Here is a 21617-nt window from a genome sequence, read left to right as displayed (position 1 = left end):
ATAATCAGGTTTTTCTTTGTGAAACATAGGGAACACCTCACAACTCTTCTTACCTCTATTATACGACTTTACACAAAGAAAAGCCCTTAGAAACTGGACTTCCAAGGACTTTGTCTTCAATCTGAAGTACCCATATAAGGTACTCTTATTTCTTAGATTTTTTAATGTTTTTAACAAGATAAAACAGATATCCTGAAACCATGTAGGCAACAAAGATAATGGCTGCCCATCTAAAGACAAAGCCCCAACCATGTTTATTGGCATTCAAAAAGAAATAAGGGAAGGGACTATCCTTAGCGTTAGGGACATCCATCTTTAGAACAAAACCGTTTAAGATGGCAAAAATCATATAAAACAAAGGAAGGCTGGTCCAAAGCATGGGATCAAACCACTTATATTGACGACTCTTATCAAAAATAATTGTATCTGCTAAAAACCAGAGAGGTACGATATAATGACAAAGGAAATTTTCCAAACGGTAAAAATCTGTCGTCAAGGGAGCTAGCATGAAATGATAGATGACACAAGTAATCATGATACTCATAGTGACACCACCCTTGAGTCGCAAAAGACTTGAACTTTGCCAATGGTCACCCTCACGTCGCATCTTCCATAAAAGATAACCTGTAAAAATCATCACCAAGAGGTTGGAAAGCACTGTATAGTAGAGCAACATCCCGAAACCACCGTGCTTGGTAATTTCCAGATAAACACCTGTAAATGCTGCTAAAAACATGAAAGCCCGACTGAAAAAAATTATTTTATTCCAAGCAGTCATGATTAGATCTTTTTAACAAATTCTGATTTTAATTTCATAGCACCAAAACCATCAATCTTACAATCGATGTTGTGGTCTCCTTCAACAATACGGATGTTTTTCACACGTGTCCCTTGCTTAAGGTCTTTTGGAGCACCTTTTACCTTAAGGTCTTTGATCAAGGTTACTGTATCACCGTCAGCCAATTTATTTCCATTAGCGTCGATAGCAACAAGGCCTTCTTCAACCTCAGCTTGCTCAGCAGGATTCCATTCATAAGCACACTCTGGGCAGACTAGCACGGCTCCATCTTCATAGACATATTCTGAATTACATTTTGGGCAATTTGGTAGATTGTTCATCTTATCTCCTTCTATTTTCATGATGGTTTGATTGTCAAATTTTCGTTAACAAAGACTATTATACCTTAAAATTAAAAATTTGACAAATTGCTAAAAAACCGACTCACCACTATCGTGGTCAATCGGTTAAAATTTCAATTAAAAATGTTTGACTGCTTCTGATTTAATTTTTTCAACAACTTCTAAAATACTTAGCCCTGTTGTGTCCAAATAGATTGCATCATCAGCCTGTTTAAGAGGAGAAGTTTCACGATGACTATCCTTATAATCACGCGCAGCAATCTCTTCTTTCAAAGTTTCCAAACCTGTTTCGATCCCTTTTGAAAGATTTTCCTTATAACGTCTTTCCGCACGTTCATCCACTGAAGCAACAAGAAAAATCTTCAATTCAGCTTGAGGTAATACAACTGTACCAATATCTCGACCATCCATGACGATTCCGCCTTGTTGGGCAATTTCTTGTTGAAGGGCTACCAATTTTTCACGAATAGCTGGAATGGCTGCAAAAGCAGATACAGCATTGGTTACTTCATTTTCACGAATTGGATTGGTAACATCAACGTCTCCAACAAAAACAAGCTGTTCCCCTGTTTCAGCACGACCAAAGCTAATCGGATATTGTTCCAATAACTCAAGAAGTCGAGAAGACTCTTCTGGACTTACTTGGTTGTTCAAAGCGATGTAAGTCGCAGCACGATACATGGCACCTGTATCCAAGTAGGTATATCCAAAGTCCTTAGCGATAATCTTAGCTACTGTACTTTTACCACTGGATGCTGGTCCATCAATAGCAATCTGAATTGTTTTCATCGTCACTCCTATCTTGTCTTAAGGACATCACCAGGATTTGCAAACCAAGCTCCTGAAGACATATGACCAGGGTTCAAGGCTTCAAGCTGAGCAATAGAAATGCCTGCTCTAGCTGCAATAGCTGCCTCACCTTCACCTGCAAGGACAGTAATGGTTCCCTCAGCATTTGTATGTTCCTCTGAACTACTTGAAGAAGTTGATCCTACTTCAGAACTTGATGCTTCAACTGAACTACTTGATGACGTTGAAGAAACTTCCTCTACCTTAGGTGCAGAAGAATCATGGAAATCTTTCAAGGCTGCTGTACGATCACTTCCACCAGATGACAGGTAGATTAAAACAGCAATCATACCGACAACGATAACAAAGAAAATACAAGCCAAAATGGTTAGAATACGGTTGGCTACCACTCCTGTTCCCTTATTTCCTCTACTTCTTCGTTCCGAACGACTTTCCTCGATGTCGTAAATATCTTCTTGCCACGGTTCCTTTTCCATATCTTACTCCTTGTTTTTTTTCTAATTTCTTATTACAATATAAATATGAAAATCACACTTATACCTGAACGATGCATTGCCTGTGGGCTATGCCAAACTTATTCTGAATTATTTGATTACCATGATAATGGTATTGTACGTTTTTACGATGATCCTGATCAACTAGAAAAAGAAATTTCTCCTAGTCAAGACGTCTTAGAGGCTGTTAAAAATTGCCCAACTCGCGCGCTCATCAAAGATTAATTTGTCATCAGTGGTGATTCAATTTCCAAATCCCACTTCCTCTAGTTTAGCATATTTTTCCAGAAAATTATAGTCTTTTGAAGGACTTATTTTTAGTAAATCTTATCATGACTCACTCTGTTCTTTTATCAGATAGAGGGGTCTTTTTTTCGTTTCCATATAAATTTTACTGATATATTTTCCGAGAATCCCAATCGTCAATAATTGGACACCACCAAGAAATAGAATGACAGCCATCAGAGAAGTCCAACCAGAAGTTGGATTGCCCAGTACGAGAGTACGGACAACTACAAACAATGTCATCACTAAAGCCAGAAAACACGACGAAAGACCAGCAACAAAAGCTAATATCAAAGGAAAATCTGAAAAATTCACAATCCCTTCAATAGAGTAGAAAAAGAGTTGTCTAAAACTCCAACTTGTCTTACCTGCCTGCCTTTCAACATTAGGGTACTCTAGATAGTGAGTACGGAAACCAACCCAGGCAAAGAGTCCTTTGGAAAAGCGATTGTATTCTGTCAATTCTAACACTGCATCCACAACTGATCTTCTCATCATCCGAAAATCACGAACACCCGATGGAAGAGCTACTGGGCTAATTTTTTGCATAAAACGATAAAAAAGATCGGCGCAGAAACTACGTAAAAAGGGTTCTCCTTCTCGACTGGTTCTGCGTGTTCCAACGCAGTCCAAATCCGGATTCTGATCTAGTAGTTCTTTCATCTCAAGCAAGAAGCTTGGGGGATCCTGAAGGTCTGCATCCATAACCACCACCAAATCTCCTGTTGCTTGTTGTAAACCTGCATATATGGCCGCTTCCTTCCCAAAATTTCGCGAGAAAGAGATATAATGTACTGCAGGATTTTTCTCTCGATAAACCTTTAAAAGGTCCAAAGTCTTATCGGTCGAACCATCATCTACAAAAATGTATTCGATTTCTGTTTCCAAATCTGGGATCAGTGCTTCAAGAGTTTGATAAAAAAGAGGAAGTACTTCCTCTTCGTTTAAACATGGGACTATGATTGAAATCATCATCTTAGTCTTCAAATCCGTTTGGATGTTGACTTTGCCAACGCCATGCGTCTTCACACATTTCTGTAATACCAAGTCCTGCTTCCCATCCAAGTTCTTCCTTAGCTTTGGCTGGGTCTGAGTAACATTCTGCAATATCACCAGGACGGCGCTCCACAATACGATAAGGAATCGGGCGTCCGACTGCTTTTTCCATATTTTGGATAATTTCAAGGACAGAATAGCCTTTCCCTGTACCAAGGTTGTATATGTTTAGACCTGAACCCTTTTGAAGTTTCTTAAGTGCTGCAACGTGCCCTTTGGCTAAGTCAACGACGTGGATATAGTCACGAACACCTGTTCCATCTTCTGTATCGTAGTCATCTCCAAAGACCTGAACTTGTTCCAACTTACCAACTGCGACTTGTGTCACATATGGAAGAAGGTTATTTGGAATACCGTTTGGATTTTCACCCAAATCACCACTCTTATGTGCACCAATTGGGTTGAAGTAACGAAGTAAAACAACGTTCCATTCTGAATCAGCTTTATAGATATCTGTCAAGATTTCTTCAAGCATTAGCTTGGTACGACCATAAGGGTTAGTAGCTGAAAGTGGAAAATCTTCTAGGATTGGAACAGTATGTGGATCTCCATAAACAGTTGCTGAAGAACTGAAGATAATATTTTTGCAGTTATTTTCTTCCATTGCTTTCAAGAGACTGACAGTTCCAGCGATATTGTTATCATAGTAGGCAAGTGGGATGCGAGTTGACTCTCCAACTGCCTTCAAACCAGCAAAATGGATGACGCCTGTTGGTTCTTCATGTTTGAAAATATCACGAAGTGTATCTGTGTCACGAATATCTGCTTCGTAGAAAGGAATTTCTACCCCAGTGATTCTTTCGACTACTTCAAGACTTTTACGACTACTGTTTACCAAATTATCGACAACAACAACTTGGTGTCCTGCTTGGACTAGTTCAATGACAGTGTGAGTTCCGATAAAACCTGCTCCACCTGTTACCAAAATCTTTTCTTGCATCTTTTTTCCTCGATTCTTGGATTATTTTTTTCATTTTACCATTTTTGATAGGGAAAGTCATTTACTTTCCTAAGACTATCGTAAAAACTAGGTAAAAGTTTTACTATTGTTTCTTTTTAATATATCTTTCAGTCGGATAATCTGCTGGATCTAATACACCACTTCTCCCCTGAAGCATTTGAGCAAGATGATAACCAATAATAGGACCGGTTGTCAATCCTGACGATCCTAGTCCGCTCGAAGCAAAGACTCCTGACAAGCTTGGCACTTGTCCGAAAAATGGAGAGGAATCACTTGTATAAGCACGAATCCCCACACGTTCACCAGATAAAATTGCATCCTTTAAACTCGGATAAAACGGACTCGCTGCCTCAGCCATTTGTTGGAGCAAATTTTCATCAACTGTTAGGTCAAATCCCATATCATTTTCATGGGTAGCTCCTAGAGATAACTTACCTCCGGGAAATGGAATCAAATCCCACTCCCCTTCAGGCATAACTACAGGATAAGCTCCCATGTCTTGTTCCACTTTATAATCTCGGAGTTGCCCCTTTTGAGGACGAACATCAACCTCATAGCCTAAAGGCTCCAAAATGTGTCCAAGCCAAGCTCCCGTAGATAAAATTACTTGGTCAAACATTTGATTTTCTATCTGATAGCCTGATGATAGAGGTTTCAGACTAACCTCTTTCTTTATAACTTTCACTTGACTGGCTTCCAATAACCGACTCACTAGGAGTTGCCCATCTACTCGAGCTCCACCAGAAGCATAGAGTAATCTTTCAAATCCCACTAATCCTGGAAATCGGTTACTTGCTGCCGTTTGGTCTAGAATGGCTAATTCCCCTATTAAGAGAGATTCATCTCTACGTTGCAAGGCTAAGTCATAGAGTTCCTCGAGCTTGGAATCATCTTTTTTGAGAAGGAAGACTCCTGAGCGCTGGTAGAAATCAACCTTTTGACCAGTTTTTTCTAAATCAGCTAATAAATCTACATAAAAGTCTGCTCCTAGGCGAGCCATCTTGTACCAAGCTTTATTACGTCGTTTAGAGAACCAAGGACTGATGATTCCTGCCGCTGCCTTGGTAGCTTGTCCGTACCCATGATCAAAGACAGTTACTTCGACATCTGCTTCCTTAGAGAGATAGTAGGCAACTGTTGCCCCTACAATTCCTGCTCCTACAATGGCAACTTTTTTCATTGTCTTTACCTTCTAACTAGATATGATGGAATGGATTGGTAGAAGCCTGACTTGCGACAACTTCGAGAGACCAAGCATTTTCTTCCTTCCATTCGTTCAAGAGTTCTGCAATTTTTTCAACAAAAAGCACTTCGATATAGTGTCCCGGATCTAGAGCTAACAAACCATCTGACAACATATCTTGGGCAGTATGGTAGTAAATATCACCAGTGATATAGACATCTGCCCCCTTTGCCAAAGCATCCTTATAGAATGACTGCCCACTGCCACCACAGATGGCCACTCTTGAGATGGTTTTTTGCAAATCAGTCTCTTGATAATACACCATACGAAGGCTATCTAGACCAAAGACTTCCTTAACATGGTCAGCAAATTCCTTAAAGGTTTGAGGTCTAATAGTTCCAATACGCCCAATCCCACGTTCAGGACCTGTTTCCTGTATATAGGTTGTATCTTTAATATCTAACAGTTGGCAGAACCAGTCATTTAATCCATTCTCAACAATGTCGATATTAGTATGGCTAACATAGACTGCAATATCGTGCTTGATGAGATTGATGTAAATCTGATTTTGAGGACGACTAGCTACCAAGTCCTTGATTGGACGAAAGATAGGGGCGTGCTTAACGATAATCAGATCAACACCCTTGTCAATAGCTTCAGCGACTGTCTCTTCACGAATATCAAGGGCAACCATGACTTTTTTAATTTCCTTGTCTAGGGTGCCAATTTGCAGACCACGACTATCACCTTCCATAGAAAATTCTTGTGGGCAATAGGCTTCATAACGCTTAATCACTTCACTTGCTTTCATGGAGCACCTCCTTAATGGCTTGAATTTTATCTGCTAGAACCTGACGTTCTTCTTGATTTTTTTCTGGAATTTGACTAAGGGCAAACTCAAGCTTAGCAGCTTCTTTTTGCCATTTTTGGATGAAGACTGGACTGACTTCTTTGGACAAGAATGGGCCAAAGCGGACATCAGTTGCTGATAGATTCATTTCGCCAACTTCTGCAACTATGATCTCGTAGAATTTCCCTGCTTCTTCTAGGATACTTTCTGCTATGATTTGAAAACCATGCTCTTGTAACCAAGAACGCAACTCATCTTCTCGGTTATTTGGTTGAAGAATCAAACGATCAACATTGGCAAGTTTGTCTAATCCTTCTTCTAAGATCGTAGCAATCAAACAGCCACCCATTCCAGCAATAGTGATAACAGAGACCTGGTCAGCCTCTTCAAAAGCAGCCAAACCATTTGCTAGGCGAACCTGAATTTTCTCAGTCAAACCATGACTTTCAACATTTTTTACTGCAGATTGGTAGGGACCTTCTACAACCTCTCCCGCAATGGCACGCTCAATGTGACCTTTTTCAACTAGTTCAATCGGTAAATAAGCATGGTCGCTTCCTACATCTAGCAAAACGGATCCTTGGGGAACAAAAGAAGCCACCGTTTCTAATCTCTTCGAAATCATTTTTTCTCACTTTCAAAAACTCTATTTCCCTTTATTATACCATATTTTATCTGGCAATCCTGCTCCTAAAAAGACCGCAATCATGGATTGCAGCCTTTCTTTATTTTCTAGTTTGATAACGACTTGTCAGGATGAAAATGATAGCAAAGATGACCATCATAATGCCATAGACAGGTAATGTTTGTTCTGTCAGTGTTGAAATTTCAAGTAATTTTTGAATTCTTGGAAATAGAGCTGTTCCAAGGAAGCCACCAACTGACCAAATAATCAAGAGAACACGCCACAGACTAAATGGCAAACAAGCTCTAACTACAGACATGAAACCAATCGATGCCAATAGATAATACAAAAGTGTCGAAATTTCAATTGCTGACCAACCTTGACTGGTTCCAAAAATTTTAATAAATAGAACGCTAAAGACTACCATCAAGGCACTTGGTAGTGCACGGAGCATGGATTTTCTGAGAAAGTTTTGTTCGACTGGTTTGATATTTCGTTCAAAGGTCAATACGAACGGTGGGAATCCTTCCACAAACTGGTCAATCATGGTAATCTGAATCGGAATGAATGGGAAAATCAAAATCCATTCAGTACGACCCAACAATGCACTTGCAATACAGATGATTGCCAATAAGAAGGAATAGATGGTCTTAATCAAGAAAATTGGAGCAATGTGGGCAATGTTATTGACCACACGACGACCTTCAAAGAGAATCTCAGGAACATCATTAAAGTCTGAGTTCAAGAGGACCAGATTTGCAATCTGACGAGTCGCTGGATCTCCTTCAGCCATCACGATGGAACAGTCTGCCTCGCGGAGAGCAAGGATATCATTGACACCATCTCCTGTCATTGCAGTCGTATGACCTGCTTTTTTCAACGTTTGGATGATCAGTTTCTTTTGATGAGGAGAGACACGTCCGAAAATCGCTGTCTCCTCAGCCATAGCAATCAATTCCTCGTCCGTGATTTTCGAACAATCTACATAGCTGTGGTAATCTGCAAAACCAGCTTTTTGAGCAATACTTGAAACCGTAACTGGATTATCACCAGAGATAATTTTCAGGCCCACTTCCTGAGAACGAAGATAGTCTAGAGTTTCAGCTGCCCCTTCTCGGATTGGATCTAGAATTTCAAGCAAAGCCAAGGCTTGAATATCAGATGGCTTTTGTGGCTTGTGGTGATCAAGTTTTTCTTGACTGAGGGCCAGAACTAAGACACGAGATCCTCGTTCGAGAGCTTCTCTAGCCTCAGGAACTTCAGCATCCAACAACATCTCTGGTGCGCCTAGAAAAACAGTTCCAAGACCTTCCAACTCCATTGCTCCCCATTTACGATCGCTTGAAAATGGAAGATTAGAAATCATCGGATAAGTTACTTGACCTTGAAAACGTTGACGAATAGCTTGTGCTGTTGGGTTCTTATCTTCACTGTTTGCCATATAGCTAGTTAATATTTTGGCAATAGCATCCTTGTCATAAGCCTGGGTCAGAGGAAGAACAGTCTCAACCTGCATCTTCCCTTGGGTGATGGTACCTGTCTTATCCAAGCAGAGCATATCCACGCGCGCTAGGGTTTCAACAGAGTACATCTCCTGCACCAAGACCTTTTTCAAACCAAGCTTGATAACAGCGGTTAAAAGAGAGGTAATGGTCAAGAGGGCAATCCCCTTAGGCAACATTCCCAAAAGAGCTGTAGAGGAATTCACTACAGAAGACTTCAGTGGTAAACCTTTCAAGACCAAAGCTTCAAGCAAGAGGGCAATTCCAAATGGAATGATGATTTTCCCAGTAAAGCCTGCAAGTTGATCAAGTGATTTCATGATACGTGAGTTGATCGGTTTAACTGTCTTAGCTTCAAGCATGAGTTTGGCTGCATAGTTATCTGCTCCTACATGATGAACTCGAGCAAAGACAGAACCACTGGCAAGAAAACTACCGGATAGCATTAAGTCTTCTACTTCTTTTTGCACCAAGTCGCTCTCGCCCGTTAACATGGCTTCATTGACTTCTGCAAAGCCTTCTAATACAATCGCATCACTTGGAATTTGATCCCCTGCAGACAAGCGAATCACATCATCCAAAACAAGCTCTTCAGGGTCTAAAGCAATTTCTTGTCCATCACGGATAGTGGTAATCTTTTCTTTATTCAGGAGATTGAGTTTATCAACCATATGCTTGGCACGTAGCTCGGTTACAATTCCTGAAAAAGCATTAAAACAGATAACCGCAAAGAAAACCAGGTTGCTCCAGGCTTGAACAAAAGCGAGCGCTAATGCAATAGCAAAGTTTAAAGCATTGAAGAGAGTAAAGACATTTCGTTTTACAATCTGCCAAGTACTGGTACTAGCTGATGCTTTGAAATCATTGACCTGTCCCTGTTTCTGACGTTCTTTAACTTCTGATTGGCTTAAGCCTATAATTTTATTTTTATCCATAAGTTCTATCATATCATTTTTTTAAAAATAATTCTAATTTCATATGAAGAGCAATTCCGCCTAAACAAAAAACATTTGCTTGTCCTAGTATGATAAGGTATAATAAAAGAAAGAAAATTGAAGGAGATACCATGTTTTATACTTATCTTCGTGGGCTGGTTATGTTGATTCTTTGGTCTATCAACGGTAATGCTCATTATCATAATACGGATAAAATTCCGAGTCAAGATGAAAACTATATTCTAGTTGCGCCCCATCGTACCTGGTGGGATCCAGTTTATATGGCCTTTGCGACCAAACCGAAGCAATTTGTATTTATGGCTAAAAAGGAACTCTTTACCAACCGTATCTTTGGCTGGTGGATTCGCATGTGCGGTGCCTTTCCAATCGATCGTGAAAATCCTAGCGCTTCGGCTATCAAATACCCTATCAATGTTCTTAAAAAGAGCGACCGCTCTCTCATCATGTTCCCAAGTGGCAGTCGTCATTCCAACGATGTTAAAGGTGGTGTTGCTCTCATCGCTAAAATGGCAAAAGTACGTATCATGCCAGTTACCTACACTGGTCCAATGACCTTAAAAGGGCTCATTAGTCGTGAACGTGTCGACATGAACTTTGGAAATCCTATTGATATTTCTGACATCAAAAAAATGAATGATGAAGGTATTGAGATGGTTGCAGACCGCATCCAATCTGAATTCCAACGTTTAGATGAGGAAACGAAACAATGGCACAATGATAAGAAACCAAATCCACTTTGGTGGTTTATCCGTATCCCTGCCCTTATTCTAGCTATTATCGTAGCTGTTATCACCATCATTTTTAGCTTTATCGCAAGCTTTATCTGGAATCCAGACAAAATAAAAGAAAAATTAGGCTAAAGGAAACAGTGGCTTAGGAGCTATCTCCTTAAGCCTTTTTTTGAGCGGAAATCCGATTATTTTTTAAAGAAAATAACGTATTGACAAAGATTTGAAACTATAGTATACTTTTTAAGTAAGCTGATTTAGCTCAGTAGGCAGAGCGCATCCATGGTAAGGATGAGGTCGCCGGTTCGATCCCGGCAATTAGCATTGTTGATCAGTTCCTTGGTATAGGAACTTTTTTTATTGACATTTTATTGACCTTATAGTAAAATAAAACTTGCGATGAGTCGATATGTAGCGAGAGCTACTATTGAGCAAAGGAGGTCATAACGCAGGAGCGGACCTTGAGAAATTGTGTGAACCAATTTCTCACATGGAGATGCCTCTCAAGCTTTCTGGTTTTTCCAGAGAGCTTTTTTTTATTTTCCTAAACACTATTAAATACTATCTTTTAGCAATTCTTTCTGTTCAAATAGCAATAAGCTCAAGCAACAATCAAACACTGATAGACTTATTATCCAAAAAATCCTAGCTAGATTTAGACAAAAAGATACTAAGATGACCAATGAAATCTCTAATTACAGCAAAAGTTACAGGGCAAACTGTAGTTTATACCTTAGCATTGAAAGGAAAATGATATATTTTGCCCCTCGTCACAAAAAAAGACCTATCACACAAGCTAGAAAGCTTGATATGATAGGCTTTTTAATATTAGATTAACGTACAGTGCGGATACGCATTGTGTTAGTACGAACTGCTTCACCAAGTGGCACACCTGCAACGATAACGATATCGTCACCAGATTGTACAAGACCTGCTTCAACTGCTTTACGTTCTGCAATTTCAAACATGTCATCAGTTGATGATGGAGCTTCTGTCAACATTGGGATAACACCCCAGTTCAACATCAATCCACGTTCTGTCAATTCGTCAAATGTCAATGCCAAGATATCAGCATTTGGACGATATTTAGAGATCAAACGTGCTGTGTGACCAGTCTTAGTAAGAGTTACAACCAATTTGATGTCCATTGAGTTTGTAGCGTCTTTAACTGCTGAAGCCATAACTTCTGTCTTAGAGTTACGTTCAAATGAATCTGAGTTCAAACGTCCGTATTCGTTAAGAAGAGTTTGAGCGTTCTTATCGATAGTTGCCATTGTACGAACAGACTCAAGTGGGTATTTACCATTTGCAGACTCACCTGAAAGCATTGTAGCATCAGTTCCGTCGATAACAGCGTTAAATACGTCTGATACTTCTGAACGTGTTGCACGTGGTTTTTCAGTCATTGTTTCAAGCATGTTTGTTGCAGTGATAACAACTTTACCAGCAGCGTTCACTTTAGTGATGATCATTTTTTGGTAAACTGGAACCATTTCAAATGGTACTTCGATACCCATGTCACCACGAGCGATCATGATACCGTCAGCAGCTTCAATGATTTCGTCCAAGTTATCGATACCTTGTTGGTTTTCAATTTTAGCGAACAATTGAACGTGACCGTTACCAGTTTCTTCACAGATTGCACGAACTTCGTTCACGTCTTTTGCAGTACGTACGAATGAGATCGCGATAAAGTTGATACCTTGTTCAAGACCGAAGCGGATATCAGCGTTATCACGTTCAGCAAGAGCTGGGAAAGGAATTTTAGTGTTAGGGATGTTTACACCTTTTTGTTTAGCGATAACACCGTCGTTTTCAACTTCAACGACAAATTCACGAGTTGCATCGTCTTTTTCTACAACACGAAGACCAAGTTTACCATCGTCAACCAATACTTGGCGACCAACTTCAACGTCATCATAGATGTCAAGAGCTCCAGCAACGTTCAAAGCAATCACTTCACGAGTTGATTTGATACCTTGTTTAGTTGCAACACGGATTTTTTCACCAGTTTTGTATGAGTACTCTTTAGCTTCACCTTCGAACAATTCAGTACGGATTTCTGGTCCTTTAGTATCAAGAAGGAAACCAACTTTTTTACCTGCAAGTTTTTCTGCAAGTTTAACAGTTGCCATACGGTCACCTTGTTCTTGGTGGTCACCGTGTGAGAAATTGAAACGGAAAGTGTTAGCTCCTGCTTCAATCAATTGAGCAATGTTTTTAGCTGAAGCTTCAACGTCAAGTTTTTCACCCCAATATCCGTCTTCACCGAATTTTTTACCACCACGGATTTCTACCGCAGGACCCAAAGTTGCAACGATTTTTACACGTTTGTTCATGATTTTTGTGACTCCTTTATATAATTTGACCTTTTATGGTCATTTTACCAGTTTAGTTAAAGTTGATTATGACAAGCTCTTGTTCAAATCAGAAAGTTCAAGGTCAGCTTTATGAGGGTTATTAACAACGATATTACCATCAGCTGTTAGGCTAAACAAAGCTCCTTCTTCTGCAGTTCCAAGAATTGGATTTTCAACCATTTTCTCGTTACGGATACCAACAGCGACACCACCGATTCCTTGTTTAAGGAGTTTAACAGCGTGTGCACCCATGCGTGACGCCAATACACGGTCACGAGCAGTTGGTGATCCTCCACGTTGGATATGACCAAGTTCAGTTACACGAAGGTCGCTTGTATCTCCAGCTTCTTTTAGCTTTTGACCAAATTCAGCCGCTGACATAACACCTTCTGCCAAAACGATAATGTTGTGTTTCTTACCGTGTTCATATCCAGCTTTGATACTTGCTACGATGTCTTCCATCTTGAATCCTTCTTCAGGGATGATAATTTCATCAGCACCAGTGGCAATACCAGCCCAAAGAGCGATATCTCCAGCATTACGTCCCATTACTTCAACTACGAAAGTACGACGGTGACTTGATGAGGTATCACGAATCTTATCAATGGCATCCATTGCAGTTGTAACTGCAGTATCAAATCCGATTGTAAAATCAGTACCTACGATATCGTTATCGATTGTTCCTGGAAGTCCGATAGCAGGGAATCCATGCTCAGTCAAGCGCATAGCTCCGTGATAAGAACCATCACCACCGATAACTACGACACCTTCGATACCGTGTTTTTTCAACTGCCCAATCCCTTTAAGTTGACCTTCGAGTTTTGCAAACTCAGGATAACGAGCAGAGTGAAGGAAAGTACCACCACGTGAAATGATGTCTCCTACTGAAGCAGCATCAAGTGGATAAATCTCACCAGCAACCATACCAGCGTATCCATCATAGATACCAAAAACTTCCATTCCTTCTGAGATTGCTTGACGAACAACTGCACGGATGGCAGCATTCATACCAGGGGCGTCTCCACCACTAGTCAAAACAGCAATACGTTTCATTTGGTTTTGCTCCTTTTTCTTTTAACATTCTAACTGATTATACCATAATTAAAGTTAAAATTCTTTTATTTTCATTGATTTTTAACGATAAATCGTTTTCATAGTTATTTGACTCAAAGATTCCTGCAAACTAACATCTTTTGCAACAAAATAGCCCGGCAAAAGAACATTTTTTTGTTCATTTTCGTAGCGAATGATGACAGGAATTTGTCCCTTGTATTGTTCTAAAATATGATAAATTTCAGAATCATGTTCATGATCAGCAGCCTGAATCCAAAATCGTTCACTCACTGCTTCTTTTAGATTATTTAACACTAACTGAAGGCGACCGTCTCTTGCCTGCACTTTTCCATTTAGGTAGTAAAATCTTCCTTCATGTAGGAGATTTTTAAATTGGCGATACTGATCAGAAAAAACAGTAACTTCCAAATTTGATTTGCTATCACTAACTTTCAAAAAGGCCATATTTTCACCTTTTTTAGTTCTGATTACTCGGATAGACTGTAGCTCAACGAGTACTGTAGCTGTCTGTCCTTCAGATAGTTCAGACAAACTCACAATTGGATAGAGGGGATTCTTTGCTAAAATCAGTAAGGGATGCGGACTGATACCGACTCCAAGCCACTCCTGTTCCTTACGAAACTTTTCGACTTGCGTAAAATCCTCACTCTCAAGCCAATTGTAGCTATTATCTGCAAATAAACTACCCAATTCTTCCACAAAAATAAACAAAGTAGGTAAATTGGATAAGATTTTTTGGCGATTTTTTTCAAAACTATCGAATAAACCAATCTCGACTAGGGGAGTTAAAAGACTCAACTTCTGATAATTTTTAGGCAAGCGAGTGACAAAATCTTCGACACTACTAAAAGGACGATTCTCTAAAATCCAATAGGCAAAATCTCGAGGCATCCCCTTGATACTCTTAAGTCCCAAGTAGATAGTCTTGTCTGTCAATTTATCCAGATACGGAATTGTATTGATAGAGAGTGGTGTCAGTTCAAAGTCCATTTCAAGGGCATCGAGAATATAATCTCCACTGGCATAGTTGAGCATGACTTGATAAAAGATTTCTGGGTAATGTGTTTTAAAGTAAGCAAGTTGAAAAGCTAAAGCCGCATAAGCATAAGCATGTGATCGGTTGAAACCATAACCAGCAAATTTTTCCATGACAGCAAAAACCTGCTGAGCCTGTTCCTTTCCATGACCTTTTTCGAGTGCACCTTGGATAAAACTCTCCTCCATTCGGTGCATCTCGGTCGCATTCTTTTTCCCCATAGCACGACGTAAAATGTCGGCCTTCCCAAGGCTAAAACCAGCGTAACGCTGTGCCACTTGCATCACCTGTTCTTGGTAAAGCATAATTCCATAAGTTGGAGCTAAAATATCTTCCAAAACTGGGTCCAGAACTGTTACCTTTTCTTTACCATGTTTTCGAGCCACAAAGTTGTCGATATAGTCACTCGCTCCCGGTCTGTTGAGGGAAGTCGTTGCCACTACTTCTTCAAAGCTTTCTGGTTTCACGCGCTTTAATAGGCGAATAGCTCCAGGTTGTTCAAACTGAAAGATCCCCTTAGTCTTCCCAGCTGCAAAGAGGGCTAAAGTTTCCCTATCCTCAAGGTCAATTTCCTCAATCCTTAACTGAATTCCTTGAGTTTCAAATAAGAGCTCCTGCATTTTTTGAGCGAAAGTTAGGTTTCTTAAGCCCAAGAAATCCATCTTGAGCAAGCCATTTCCTTCAACTCCATGAGCATCATACTGGGTAATGAGCATATCCTCACCATACTTAAGAGGAATATAGTCCGTTAGATTTTTATCACTAATCACGACACCAGCAGCATGGATAGAGGTCTGTCGAGGATAGCCTTCTATCTTTTTGGCAATTTCAAAAGCCTTTTGGTACTCAATCTTACTTTGAATCAGTTGTCTAAATCCTAGATTGCCTTCATAGGCGCTTGTCAAGGTATCTTTGAAACCAATTTTCTTGGTTATGGATGTCAACTCGTACTCGGGAACACCATACCGTTTAAAAACATCTCGGATAGCCTGTTTGGCACCAAAAGTCGAGTAGGTGACTATCTGAGCAGCGTGAATACTACCATAACGGTCACGAACATATCGGATAAATTCAGGACGATAGATATCAGGAATATCAATATCGATATCAGGCATGGTATAGCGTTCACGATTTAAAAAGCGCTCAAAGATAAGATTCTTAGCTACAGGATCAATACCAGTAATATCTAAGGCATAGGCCACTAGACTTCCAACCGCAGATCCACGTCCCATACCCATATAATAACCTTGAGACCGACCAAAACGTAAGAGATCCCAGACAACCAAGAAATAGTCGTCAAATCCCATATCATGAATCACAGATAGCTCTTCTTCCAAACGAGCCTGATAAACTGAATCGAGTAAGCCTTTCTGTTCCAAGCCCTTAATAGCTCTTTCCCTCAATTCCTCAACGGCTGGTCTCTCTGGATTGAAACGTGGAAGCTTGAGGCTACTATCAATCTCATAAGTAGTTGCTCCAATCAGTTCAGAAAGATTTTCTAAGGCTTGCGGAAACTTTTCTTGAAATACTTGCTCTAAGCGATCAGCAGGTAAAAACAAGCCTTGTTGCGATTGAACATCTACCTCTCGCAAGGTCACATTTTCCTTAATCGCCTTGAGCATTTGAAGCGTTTCTAAATCCTCAGGTTCGAAAGAATTAACACGATAAAGAGGGAGAATTGGTCGAGAAAAATTCGACTGAACTGTATCTGGATAAACTCCGATATAATAGTCATGCCCTAAGTCCAAGGAATCAATTGAAGAATAATAGGGAACAATAACACAAACATATTCTAGATAGGGAGAAAAATCAGTCCATTCCTTTTTACCTGTCATTTTTAGAGTCGAAAGCTTCATGAGATTTCGATAGCCATGATTTGACAAGGCTAAAAATCGAAGGTTGACGAGTTCCTCCTTATGATGAACGGTCACCTCAAGACCTAATAAAGGCTGAATCTCCTGTTTTTGGCACTCTTTGATAAAATAATAAGCCCCATAGAGATTATCAATATCCATGATTCCAAGTGCTGAGTAGCCGTATGCTTTCCCTTGGTCAACATACTTCTGAATGGAAATCATACTCTCCATGAAACTATAAACCGTTTTAGTATCAAGTTGTGCAATCACTCGCTATCACCTCCCTTTTTCTTCTTATATTATACCATTTTAGAAAATAGAAAAACAATTTCTTTCTTCCCTTGTAGAAAAAAGAACCACAGTTGAATTAACCGTGATTCCCATTCATTATCCTACCTCTAGGATAGGATTTGTGGTTGTCAAATGACTGATCTTACCACTAATACTCTTCGAAAATCAAATTCAAACCACGTCAGCGTCGCCTTGCGGTACTCAAGTACAGCCTGCAGCTAGCTTCCTAGTTTGCTCTTTGATTTTCATTGAGTATAACACCAAAATATTTCTCAATTTTAGTATGTAATTCTAGCATTGATTCTAGAGCTCGTGATGCCTGCTCTTCATTGATAGCTTCAATGACTAAAATAGCATCTTTGTTTTGGTTCTTTGGGCTTCACGCCAGTTTAAACAGCGACAAACCGCACCGTGGTCATCAAAATAAATCATTTCATCAGCTAATGCAGAAGCATCACTTTCAGACCCTAGTGGAAGAAGGATTCATTCCTTCGTGCTCTTCCAAGAAGTCACCAACAATCTTAGCTAAATCCTCTTCCCCACAAGGAACAGCGTAAGAAAGTAAGACGCTATTATAGATATCTACCAAAGGATTTATTGGATTAAATTCTCTTCCTTGACTCACACGCTTTAATAAAGCTTCAAGAAAGAACGAGCACATTTTTGAATTTTGAATTAAGTGAATGCCTGACGCCATTCTTGAATCACTTCATTCTGAGTAAAATTCTCATCTGCTATAAAAGTCCGGGCTTTTTTTGTTCCTTCATCTAATAAAGCTTTAAAATATGGATCGTCACTCTCATCAATAGTATTGTTGAGACCTTTTACCACCAATACAGAGATTTGAGCATCTGGAAATAGTTGCCAAAAATCATCTTTTACATGAACTTTCATGACCTTGCCTCCATTCTTTTTCTTTCATTCTACTACAAATTAAAAAAACGAGTAGCATACAAGCTACTCGATAGGAACTATAATGAATTTTCACGAATCACTTCTACCTTGTATCCATCTGGATCTTTGATAAAGTAATAGTTTGGTTGAGTCCCTGGAAGTCCATTAGGTGCTGTCACTTCATAGCCTTTGTCGCTATGTTCTTTGTGAAGAGCCTCAAGATCAGGTGTGCTTAGGGCGATGTGAGCAAAACCGTCACCGACAACATAAGGTCCGTGATCATAATTGTAAGTCAACTCTAACTCATAATCATCACCTTCAAGTCCAAGATAAACAATAGTGAATGCATAGTCTGGAAAGTCTCTACGACGTAATTCCTTAAAACCAAAAGCATCTTGATAAAAAGCGATTGATTTTTCAAGATTTTCTACTCGCAAGCATGTGTGTAGCATTTTTGAAGCCATTTTTTTCTCCTTTGTTAAAAAAGACTGGGACAAACTTGTACCAGTCTTATGAATAATTATTTACCAAGTTTTGCTTTAGCTGCATCTGCAAGAGCTGTGAAAGCTGCTGCATCGTTAACAGCCAAGTCAGCAAGCATTTTACGGTTAACTTCGATCTCAGCCAATTTCAAACCATGCATCAATTGTGAGTATGAAAGTCCGTTCAAACGAGCTGCCGCATTGATACGTGTGATCCACAATTTACGGAAGTCACGTTTCTTTTGACGACGGTCACGGTATGCATAGTAGTAAGAGTTCATTACTTGTTCTTTTGCAGTACGGAACAAGATGTGTTTAGCTCCATAGTAACCTTTTGCTAATTTAAGAATACGTTTACGACGTTTGCGTGATACAACGCCACCTTTAACACGTGCCATGTTTTATTTCCTCCAAATATTTCCTAGAATTGTTTACTTACAAATACGCGATTATTTCAAGCGAGTAAGCATTGCTTTGATACGTTTGAAATCTCCTGAATGCACCATAGATGCTTTACGAAGATGACGACGTTGTTTTTTAGTTTTTCCGTGGAAACGGTGAGATGTGTAAGCACGGAAACGCTTAAGTCCACCAGAACCTGTACGTTTGAAACGTTTAGCTGATGCGCGGTGTGTTTTTTGTTTTGGCATGATTTTTTCTCCTTTATTTAACTTTATGACAATTATTTTTTGTCAGTTGCTGGCGCCAATTGCATAAACATTTGGCGTCCATCCATTTTAGCACGTTGTTCAATGATAGCAATATCTTGAGTTGCTTCAGCGAACTCGGCTAAAACTTTTGCACCAATCTCTTTATGGGTGATCATACGCCCCTTAAAGCGAATGGATACCTTCACTTTGTTTCCTTTTTCAAGGAACTTGCGAGCATTGCGAAGTTTAGTTTCGAAATCACCCTTGTCGATAACTGGGCTCAAGCGAACTTCTTTCACGGTCACAACGCTTTGTTTTTTGCGCTGCTCTTTTTGTTTCTTCTGGTACTCAAATTTGAACTTACCGTAGTCCATAATTTTTGCAACAGGAGGTTTAGCTTGAGGTTGAATGAGAACCAAGTCCACATTAGCTTCGTCCGCAAGTGCCTGCGCTTCGCTTAGTGGTTTGATACCCAATTGCTCACCTTCAAGACCGATTAAGCGAACTTCGCGTACACGAATTTCATCATTGATGAATAAGTCTTGCTTTGCTATGGTTTTCACCTCTTTTTTTAATTTAGAGAAAAACAAGAGCGGACTTGCTAACGCAAACCCGCACTACATGATTGTATTCCATTTCTGAAATTTGATCCGTAGGGGCCAGACAACGTTAGTCGCAAGGCGAGAAGTTCTCACTTCTGCTTTTCTCAACTTTTATATGATATCAAGTTTTCCCCTACTTGTCAAGATTAAAACTATCTTTTTTTAATTTTTTCTATTTTTCCGACTTGCAATCTATTGATTACGAGAATAGTAAATCTCATGTGGCTTCAAACGAGCATTCAGTAGCTCTGATACAGTCACAAAACTATAACCTTGTTCCTGTAGATACTCAATTACTTTTGGTAATGAATTAACAGATGTTTGATGGATATCATGCATCAAAATGATAGATCCATTGCTTGCCTGACGCTGAATTTCTGTCAAAATCGCTGCTTCATTTTTACTCTTCCAATCCAAACTATCCACATCCCACATGATAAAGCTTAAATCAAGGCTATTGCGAATATCATCTGAGATTGCTCCGTATGGTGGACGCATCAATTTAGAGCTTTTGCCAAGAACTTTTGTAATAGCATCTTCGGTATCTGTAAGCTGTTTCTTGGCATCTTCCAATGACAGTTTTGTTAAAACCGGGTGATTCCAACTATGGTTTCCAACTTCATGACCTTCAGACTGCATGCGTTTAAGAATCGACTCATTACCTGCAATATTCTTTCCTTGTACAAAGAAGGTTGCTTTGATCTTATACTTGGCTAGAATATCTAAAGCTTGTGGAGTTGTATTTCCATCTGGTCCATCATCAAAGGTAAGAGCTACTACTTTTTTATTTTTCTCAGCCTGAGCCTTCTTATAAAGTTCTGCATCCTTTTCAGTTAGATAGGACGATTGGATAACATCAAAGAAGTCTGAAATAGGCAAAGCTATTTCTTCTACATTATTGGTTGCTTTGATTGGATAAAGAACAAATTGACTATCTTTGTATGCAAACTTCCAAGATGATAAATCGCTAGCTGTAAAATCGGCTATTACTTGATCAACAAGTGTTTGCTCAATCTTTTTATCAAGAAGTGTTGACTTGATATCCTCAAGAAACTTTTCCTTAGCTTTGCTAGCATCTGTAAAGAGCTGATCTAATGTAAACAGGGTCCCATCTTCCTTAAGATAAAGCTGATCTAATGAGGTATTTTCTAATTCAACAACAGTAGAATCACTCAGGTCATAGGCCTGTTTTTTTACAAGATGGCTCTCCACACCTTTGATGGAAGAAGAATCTTTTTCAGAGTAGTAAAAAATCAAATGTTCTTTATCTTCTACTTTATCCGTGATATCTTTTACAATGATATCCTGAACAGAGGTAATGACCTTGTCCCCCGTCATAGGATAGTAGGTGATGATTTCTGCCTGCCCCTTACGAAAATGCTCTTTCTGACTTCCTTGTGAATAGGCATCATCTTTTTCTTTTTTCAGTGCTTCAATTTTTTGCTCAAAAGCTTGCTTGGTCAAGACTTTATAAGCAATACCTGCACCTAATGTTAGAATTATGAAGAATAGAAGCCCCACAATAATCCATAAATTTCTTTTCTTCTTGTCATTTATTTTACAATTTGTTCTTTTTTTAGTCATAGTCTTATCATATCAAATCAGGCCTATAATTTCAATGATAAATAGGAAAATGTCCATTTTTTAAGAAAAGAGGCTCTATAATATTTGTAGTGGGTAAATCCCCTATGGATATTATGGAGCCTATTTTTGTGTAGAAAAAAAGTCCCATATGACCTATAATGAAAAGCGATCAAACAACTCATTAGAAAGAATCATATG

The 21617-nt window shown here is 39.4% G+C and carries 20 protein-coding genes, 1 tRNA gene, 1 pseudogene and 1 other annotated feature; of the genes and pseudogenes, 3 read left to right on the top strand and 19 right to left on the bottom strand.

Features of this window, described 5'->3' with window-relative positions:
* Window positions 1–145 precede the first annotated feature (145 nt).
* The 4 genes from QM469_RS10045 to QM469_RS10030 all read right to left on the bottom strand — a co-directional run bounded on the left by QM469_RS10045 (window position 146) and on the right by QM469_RS10030 (window position 2426).
* Window positions 146–778, bottom strand: a complete 633-nt coding sequence (locus QM469_RS10045) for a Pr6Pr family membrane protein (RefSeq protein ID WP_414276759.1) — start codon at window positions 776–778, stop codon at window positions 146–148.
* A 2-nt stretch (window positions 779–780) separates the two neighbouring features.
* Complete coding sequence (locus QM469_RS10040; protein WP_414276758.1) at window positions 781–1119, bottom strand: zinc ribbon domain-containing protein YjdM; 339 nt, start codon at window positions 1117–1119, stop codon at window positions 781–783.
* Window positions 1120–1257: 138 nt separating this feature from the next.
* Window positions 1258–1929, bottom strand: coding sequence for a (d)CMP kinase (gene cmk, locus QM469_RS10035; RefSeq protein ID WP_414276756.1), 672 nt, complete (start codon window positions 1927–1929; stop codon window positions 1258–1260).
* 8 nt (window positions 1930–1937) lie between these two features.
* On the bottom strand, window positions 1938–2426 hold the full coding sequence (locus QM469_RS10030) for an SAG1386/EF1546 family surface-associated protein (protein WP_414276754.1): 489 nt from the start codon (window positions 2424–2426) through the stop codon (window positions 1938–1940).
* Between the two features lie 45 nt (window positions 2427–2471).
* On the opposite strand from QM469_RS10030, the gene QM469_RS10025 reads away from it, so the two are divergent.
* On the top strand, window positions 2472–2669 hold the full coding sequence (locus tag QM469_RS10025) for a ferredoxin (protein WP_414276753.1): 198 nt from the start codon (window positions 2472–2474) through the stop codon (window positions 2667–2669).
* Window positions 2670–2774: 105 nt separating this feature from the next.
* On the opposite strand, the gene QM469_RS10020 is transcribed toward QM469_RS10025, so the two are convergent.
* From QM469_RS10020 to QM469_RS09995, 6 genes are all read right to left on the bottom strand, one after another.
* Window positions 2775–3704 carry a glycosyltransferase family 2 protein gene (locus tag QM469_RS10020; RefSeq protein WP_414276752.1) on the bottom strand — a complete coding sequence of 310 codons (930 nt, stop codon included), beginning with the start codon at window positions 3702–3704 and terminating at the stop codon, window positions 2775–2777.
* Between the two features lies 1 nt (window position 3705).
* On the bottom strand, window positions 3706–4725 hold the full coding sequence (gene galE, locus QM469_RS10015; protein WP_414276751.1) for a UDP-glucose 4-epimerase GalE: 1020 nt from the start codon (window positions 4723–4725) through the stop codon (window positions 3706–3708).
* A gap of 103 nt (window positions 4726–4828) precedes the next feature.
* Window positions 4829–5926 (bottom strand): NAD(P)/FAD-dependent oxidoreductase, encoded by a 1098-nt coding sequence (locus QM469_RS10010; RefSeq protein WP_414276750.1) that lies wholly within the window; start codon window positions 5924–5926, stop codon window positions 4829–4831.
* A 16-nt stretch (window positions 5927–5942) separates the two neighbouring features.
* Complete coding sequence (locus tag QM469_RS10005; protein WP_315639350.1) at window positions 5943–6740, bottom strand: Nif3-like dinuclear metal center hexameric protein; 798 nt, start codon at window positions 6738–6740, stop codon at window positions 5943–5945.
* A complete protein-coding gene (locus tag QM469_RS10000; RefSeq protein WP_414276749.1) occupies window positions 6727–7404 on the bottom strand; it encodes a tRNA (adenine(22)-N(1))-methyltransferase in 678 nt (225 codons plus the stop codon). Before QM469_RS10000 ends, QM469_RS10005 begins: the two co-directional genes overlap by 14 nt.
* Window positions 7405–7504: 100 nt before the next feature.
* Window positions 7505–9841 (bottom strand): cation-translocating P-type ATPase, encoded by a 2337-nt coding sequence (locus QM469_RS09995; protein WP_414276748.1) that lies wholly within the window; start codon window positions 9839–9841, stop codon window positions 7505–7507.
* Between the two features lie 131 nt (window positions 9842–9972).
* Between QM469_RS09995 and QM469_RS09990 the strand changes: the two genes are divergently transcribed.
* Together QM469_RS09990 and QM469_RS09985 are read left to right on the top strand one after the other, a co-directional pair.
* Window positions 9973–10722 (top strand): lysophospholipid acyltransferase family protein, encoded by a 750-nt coding sequence (locus QM469_RS09990; RefSeq protein ID WP_414276746.1) that lies wholly within the window; start codon window positions 9973–9975, stop codon window positions 10720–10722.
* A 119-nt stretch (window positions 10723–10841) separates the two neighbouring features.
* Window positions 10842–10914 (top strand) — tRNA-Thr (locus QM469_RS09985).
* Between the two features lie 509 nt (window positions 10915–11423).
* Here QM469_RS09985 and pyk read toward each other — a convergent pair.
* From pyk to pgdA, 9 genes and pseudogenes are all read right to left on the bottom strand, one after another.
* Window positions 11424–12929, bottom strand: coding sequence for a pyruvate kinase (gene pyk, locus QM469_RS09980; RefSeq protein WP_001042821.1), 1506 nt, complete (start codon window positions 12927–12929; stop codon window positions 11424–11426).
* Window positions 12930–12995: 66 nt separating this feature from the next.
* Window positions 12996–14003, bottom strand: a complete 1008-nt coding sequence (gene pfkA, locus QM469_RS09975; protein WP_414276745.1) for a 6-phosphofructokinase — start codon at window positions 14001–14003, stop codon at window positions 12996–12998.
* An 81-nt stretch (window positions 14004–14084) separates the two neighbouring features.
* A complete protein-coding gene (locus tag QM469_RS09970; RefSeq protein ID WP_414276744.1) occupies window positions 14085–17186 on the bottom strand; it encodes a DNA polymerase III subunit alpha in 3102 nt (1033 codons plus the stop codon).
* 247 nt (window positions 17187–17433) lie between these two features.
* A pseudogene (locus QM469_RS09965) lies at window positions 17434–18101 on the bottom strand (B3/4 domain-containing protein).
* Window positions 18102–18178: 77 nt separating this feature from the next.
* Complete coding sequence (locus QM469_RS09960) at window positions 18179–18565, bottom strand: VOC family protein (RefSeq protein WP_000157160.1); 387 nt, start codon at window positions 18563–18565, stop codon at window positions 18179–18181.
* A gap of 56 nt (window positions 18566–18621) precedes the next feature.
* Window positions 18622–18981: a 50S ribosomal protein L20 gene (rplT, locus tag QM469_RS09955; RefSeq protein WP_000124830.1), complete on the bottom strand. Its 360-nt coding sequence runs from the start codon at window positions 18979–18981 to the stop codon at window positions 18622–18624.
* Between the two features lie 51 nt (window positions 18982–19032).
* On the bottom strand, window positions 19033–19233 hold the full coding sequence (gene rpmI, locus QM469_RS09950) for a 50S ribosomal protein L35 (RefSeq protein ID WP_001125942.1): 201 nt from the start codon (window positions 19231–19233) through the stop codon (window positions 19033–19035).
* 32 nt (window positions 19234–19265) lie between these two features.
* Window positions 19266–19796: a translation initiation factor IF-3 gene (infC, locus tag QM469_RS09945; protein ID WP_000848177.1), complete on the bottom strand. Its 531-nt coding sequence runs from the start codon at window positions 19794–19796 to the stop codon at window positions 19266–19268.
* A 15-nt stretch (window positions 19797–19811) separates the two neighbouring features.
* Window positions 19812–19942: a sequence feature (ribosomal protein L20 leader region), on the bottom strand.
* Window positions 19943–20027: 85 nt separating this feature from the next.
* Window positions 20028–21419 (bottom strand): peptidoglycan-N-acetylglucosamine deacetylase PgdA, encoded by a 1392-nt coding sequence (pgdA, locus tag QM469_RS09940; RefSeq protein WP_414276743.1) that lies wholly within the window; start codon window positions 21417–21419, stop codon window positions 20028–20030.
* Window positions 21420–21617: the final 198 nt, after the last annotated feature.

Source organism: Streptococcus infantis (assembly GCF_047464215.1).
GTDB lineage: Bacteria > Bacillota > Bacilli > Lactobacillales > Streptococcaceae > Streptococcus > Streptococcus infantis_P.
This window is presented reverse-complemented; position numbering and strand designations above follow the sequence as displayed.

Coding starts and splice junctions, on each gene's coding strand:
- QM469_RS09960 (WP_000157160.1), bottom strand. CDS start 18,565: ATGGCTTCAAAAATGCTACACACATGCTTGCGAGTAGAAAATCTTGAA.
- rpmI (WP_001125942.1), bottom strand. CDS start 19,233: ATGCCAAAACAAAAAACACACCGCGCATCAGCTAAACGTTTCAAACGT.
- QM469_RS10010 (WP_414276750.1), bottom strand. CDS start 5,926: ATGAAAAAAGTTGCCATTGTAGGAGCAGGAATTGTAGGGGCAACAGTT.
- QM469_RS10025 (WP_414276753.1), top strand. CDS start 2,472: ATGAAAATCACACTTATACCTGAACGATGCATTGCCTGTGGGCTATGC.
- QM469_RS10040 (WP_414276758.1), bottom strand. CDS start 1,119: ATGAACAATCTACCAAATTGCCCAAAATGTAATTCAGAATATGTCTAT.
- galE (WP_414276751.1), bottom strand. CDS start 4,725: ATGCAAGAAAAGATTTTGGTAACAGGTGGAGCAGGTTTTATCGGAACT.
- QM469_RS09990 (WP_414276746.1), top strand. CDS start 9,973: ATGTTTTATACTTATCTTCGTGGGCTGGTTATGTTGATTCTTTGGTCT.
- pyk (WP_001042821.1), bottom strand. CDS start 12,929: ATGAACAAACGTGTAAAAATCGTTGCAACTTTGGGTCCTGCGGTAGAA.
- rplT (WP_000124830.1), bottom strand. CDS start 18,981: ATGGCACGTGTTAAAGGTGGCGTTGTATCACGCAAACGTCGTAAACGT.
- QM469_RS09995 (WP_414276748.1), bottom strand. CDS start 9,841: ATGGATAAAAATAAAATTATAGGCTTAAGCCAATCAGAAGTTAAAGAA.
- cmk (WP_414276756.1), bottom strand. CDS start 1,929: ATGAAAACAATTCAGATTGCTATTGATGGACCAGCATCCAGTGGTAAA.
- QM469_RS10020 (WP_414276752.1), bottom strand. CDS start 3,704: ATGATGATTTCAATCATAGTCCCATGTTTAAACGAAGAGGAAGTACTT.
- QM469_RS10005 (WP_315639350.1), bottom strand. CDS start 6,740: ATGAAAGCAAGTGAAGTGATTAAGCGTTATGAAGCCTATTGCCCACAA.
- QM469_RS10045 (WP_414276759.1), bottom strand. CDS start 778: ATGACTGCTTGGAATAAAATAATTTTTTTCAGTCGGGCTTTCATGTTT.
- pgdA (WP_414276743.1), bottom strand. CDS start 21,419: ATGACTAAAAAAAGAACAAATTGTAAAATAAATGACAAGAAGAAAAGA.
- pfkA (WP_414276745.1), bottom strand. CDS start 14,003: ATGAAACGTATTGCTGTTTTGACTAGTGGTGGAGACGCCCCTGGTATG.
- QM469_RS10000 (WP_414276749.1), bottom strand. CDS start 7,404: ATGATTTCGAAGAGATTAGAAACGGTGGCTTCTTTTGTTCCCCAAGGA.
- QM469_RS10030 (WP_414276754.1), bottom strand. CDS start 2,426: ATGGAAAAGGAACCGTGGCAAGAAGATATTTACGACATCGAGGAAAGT.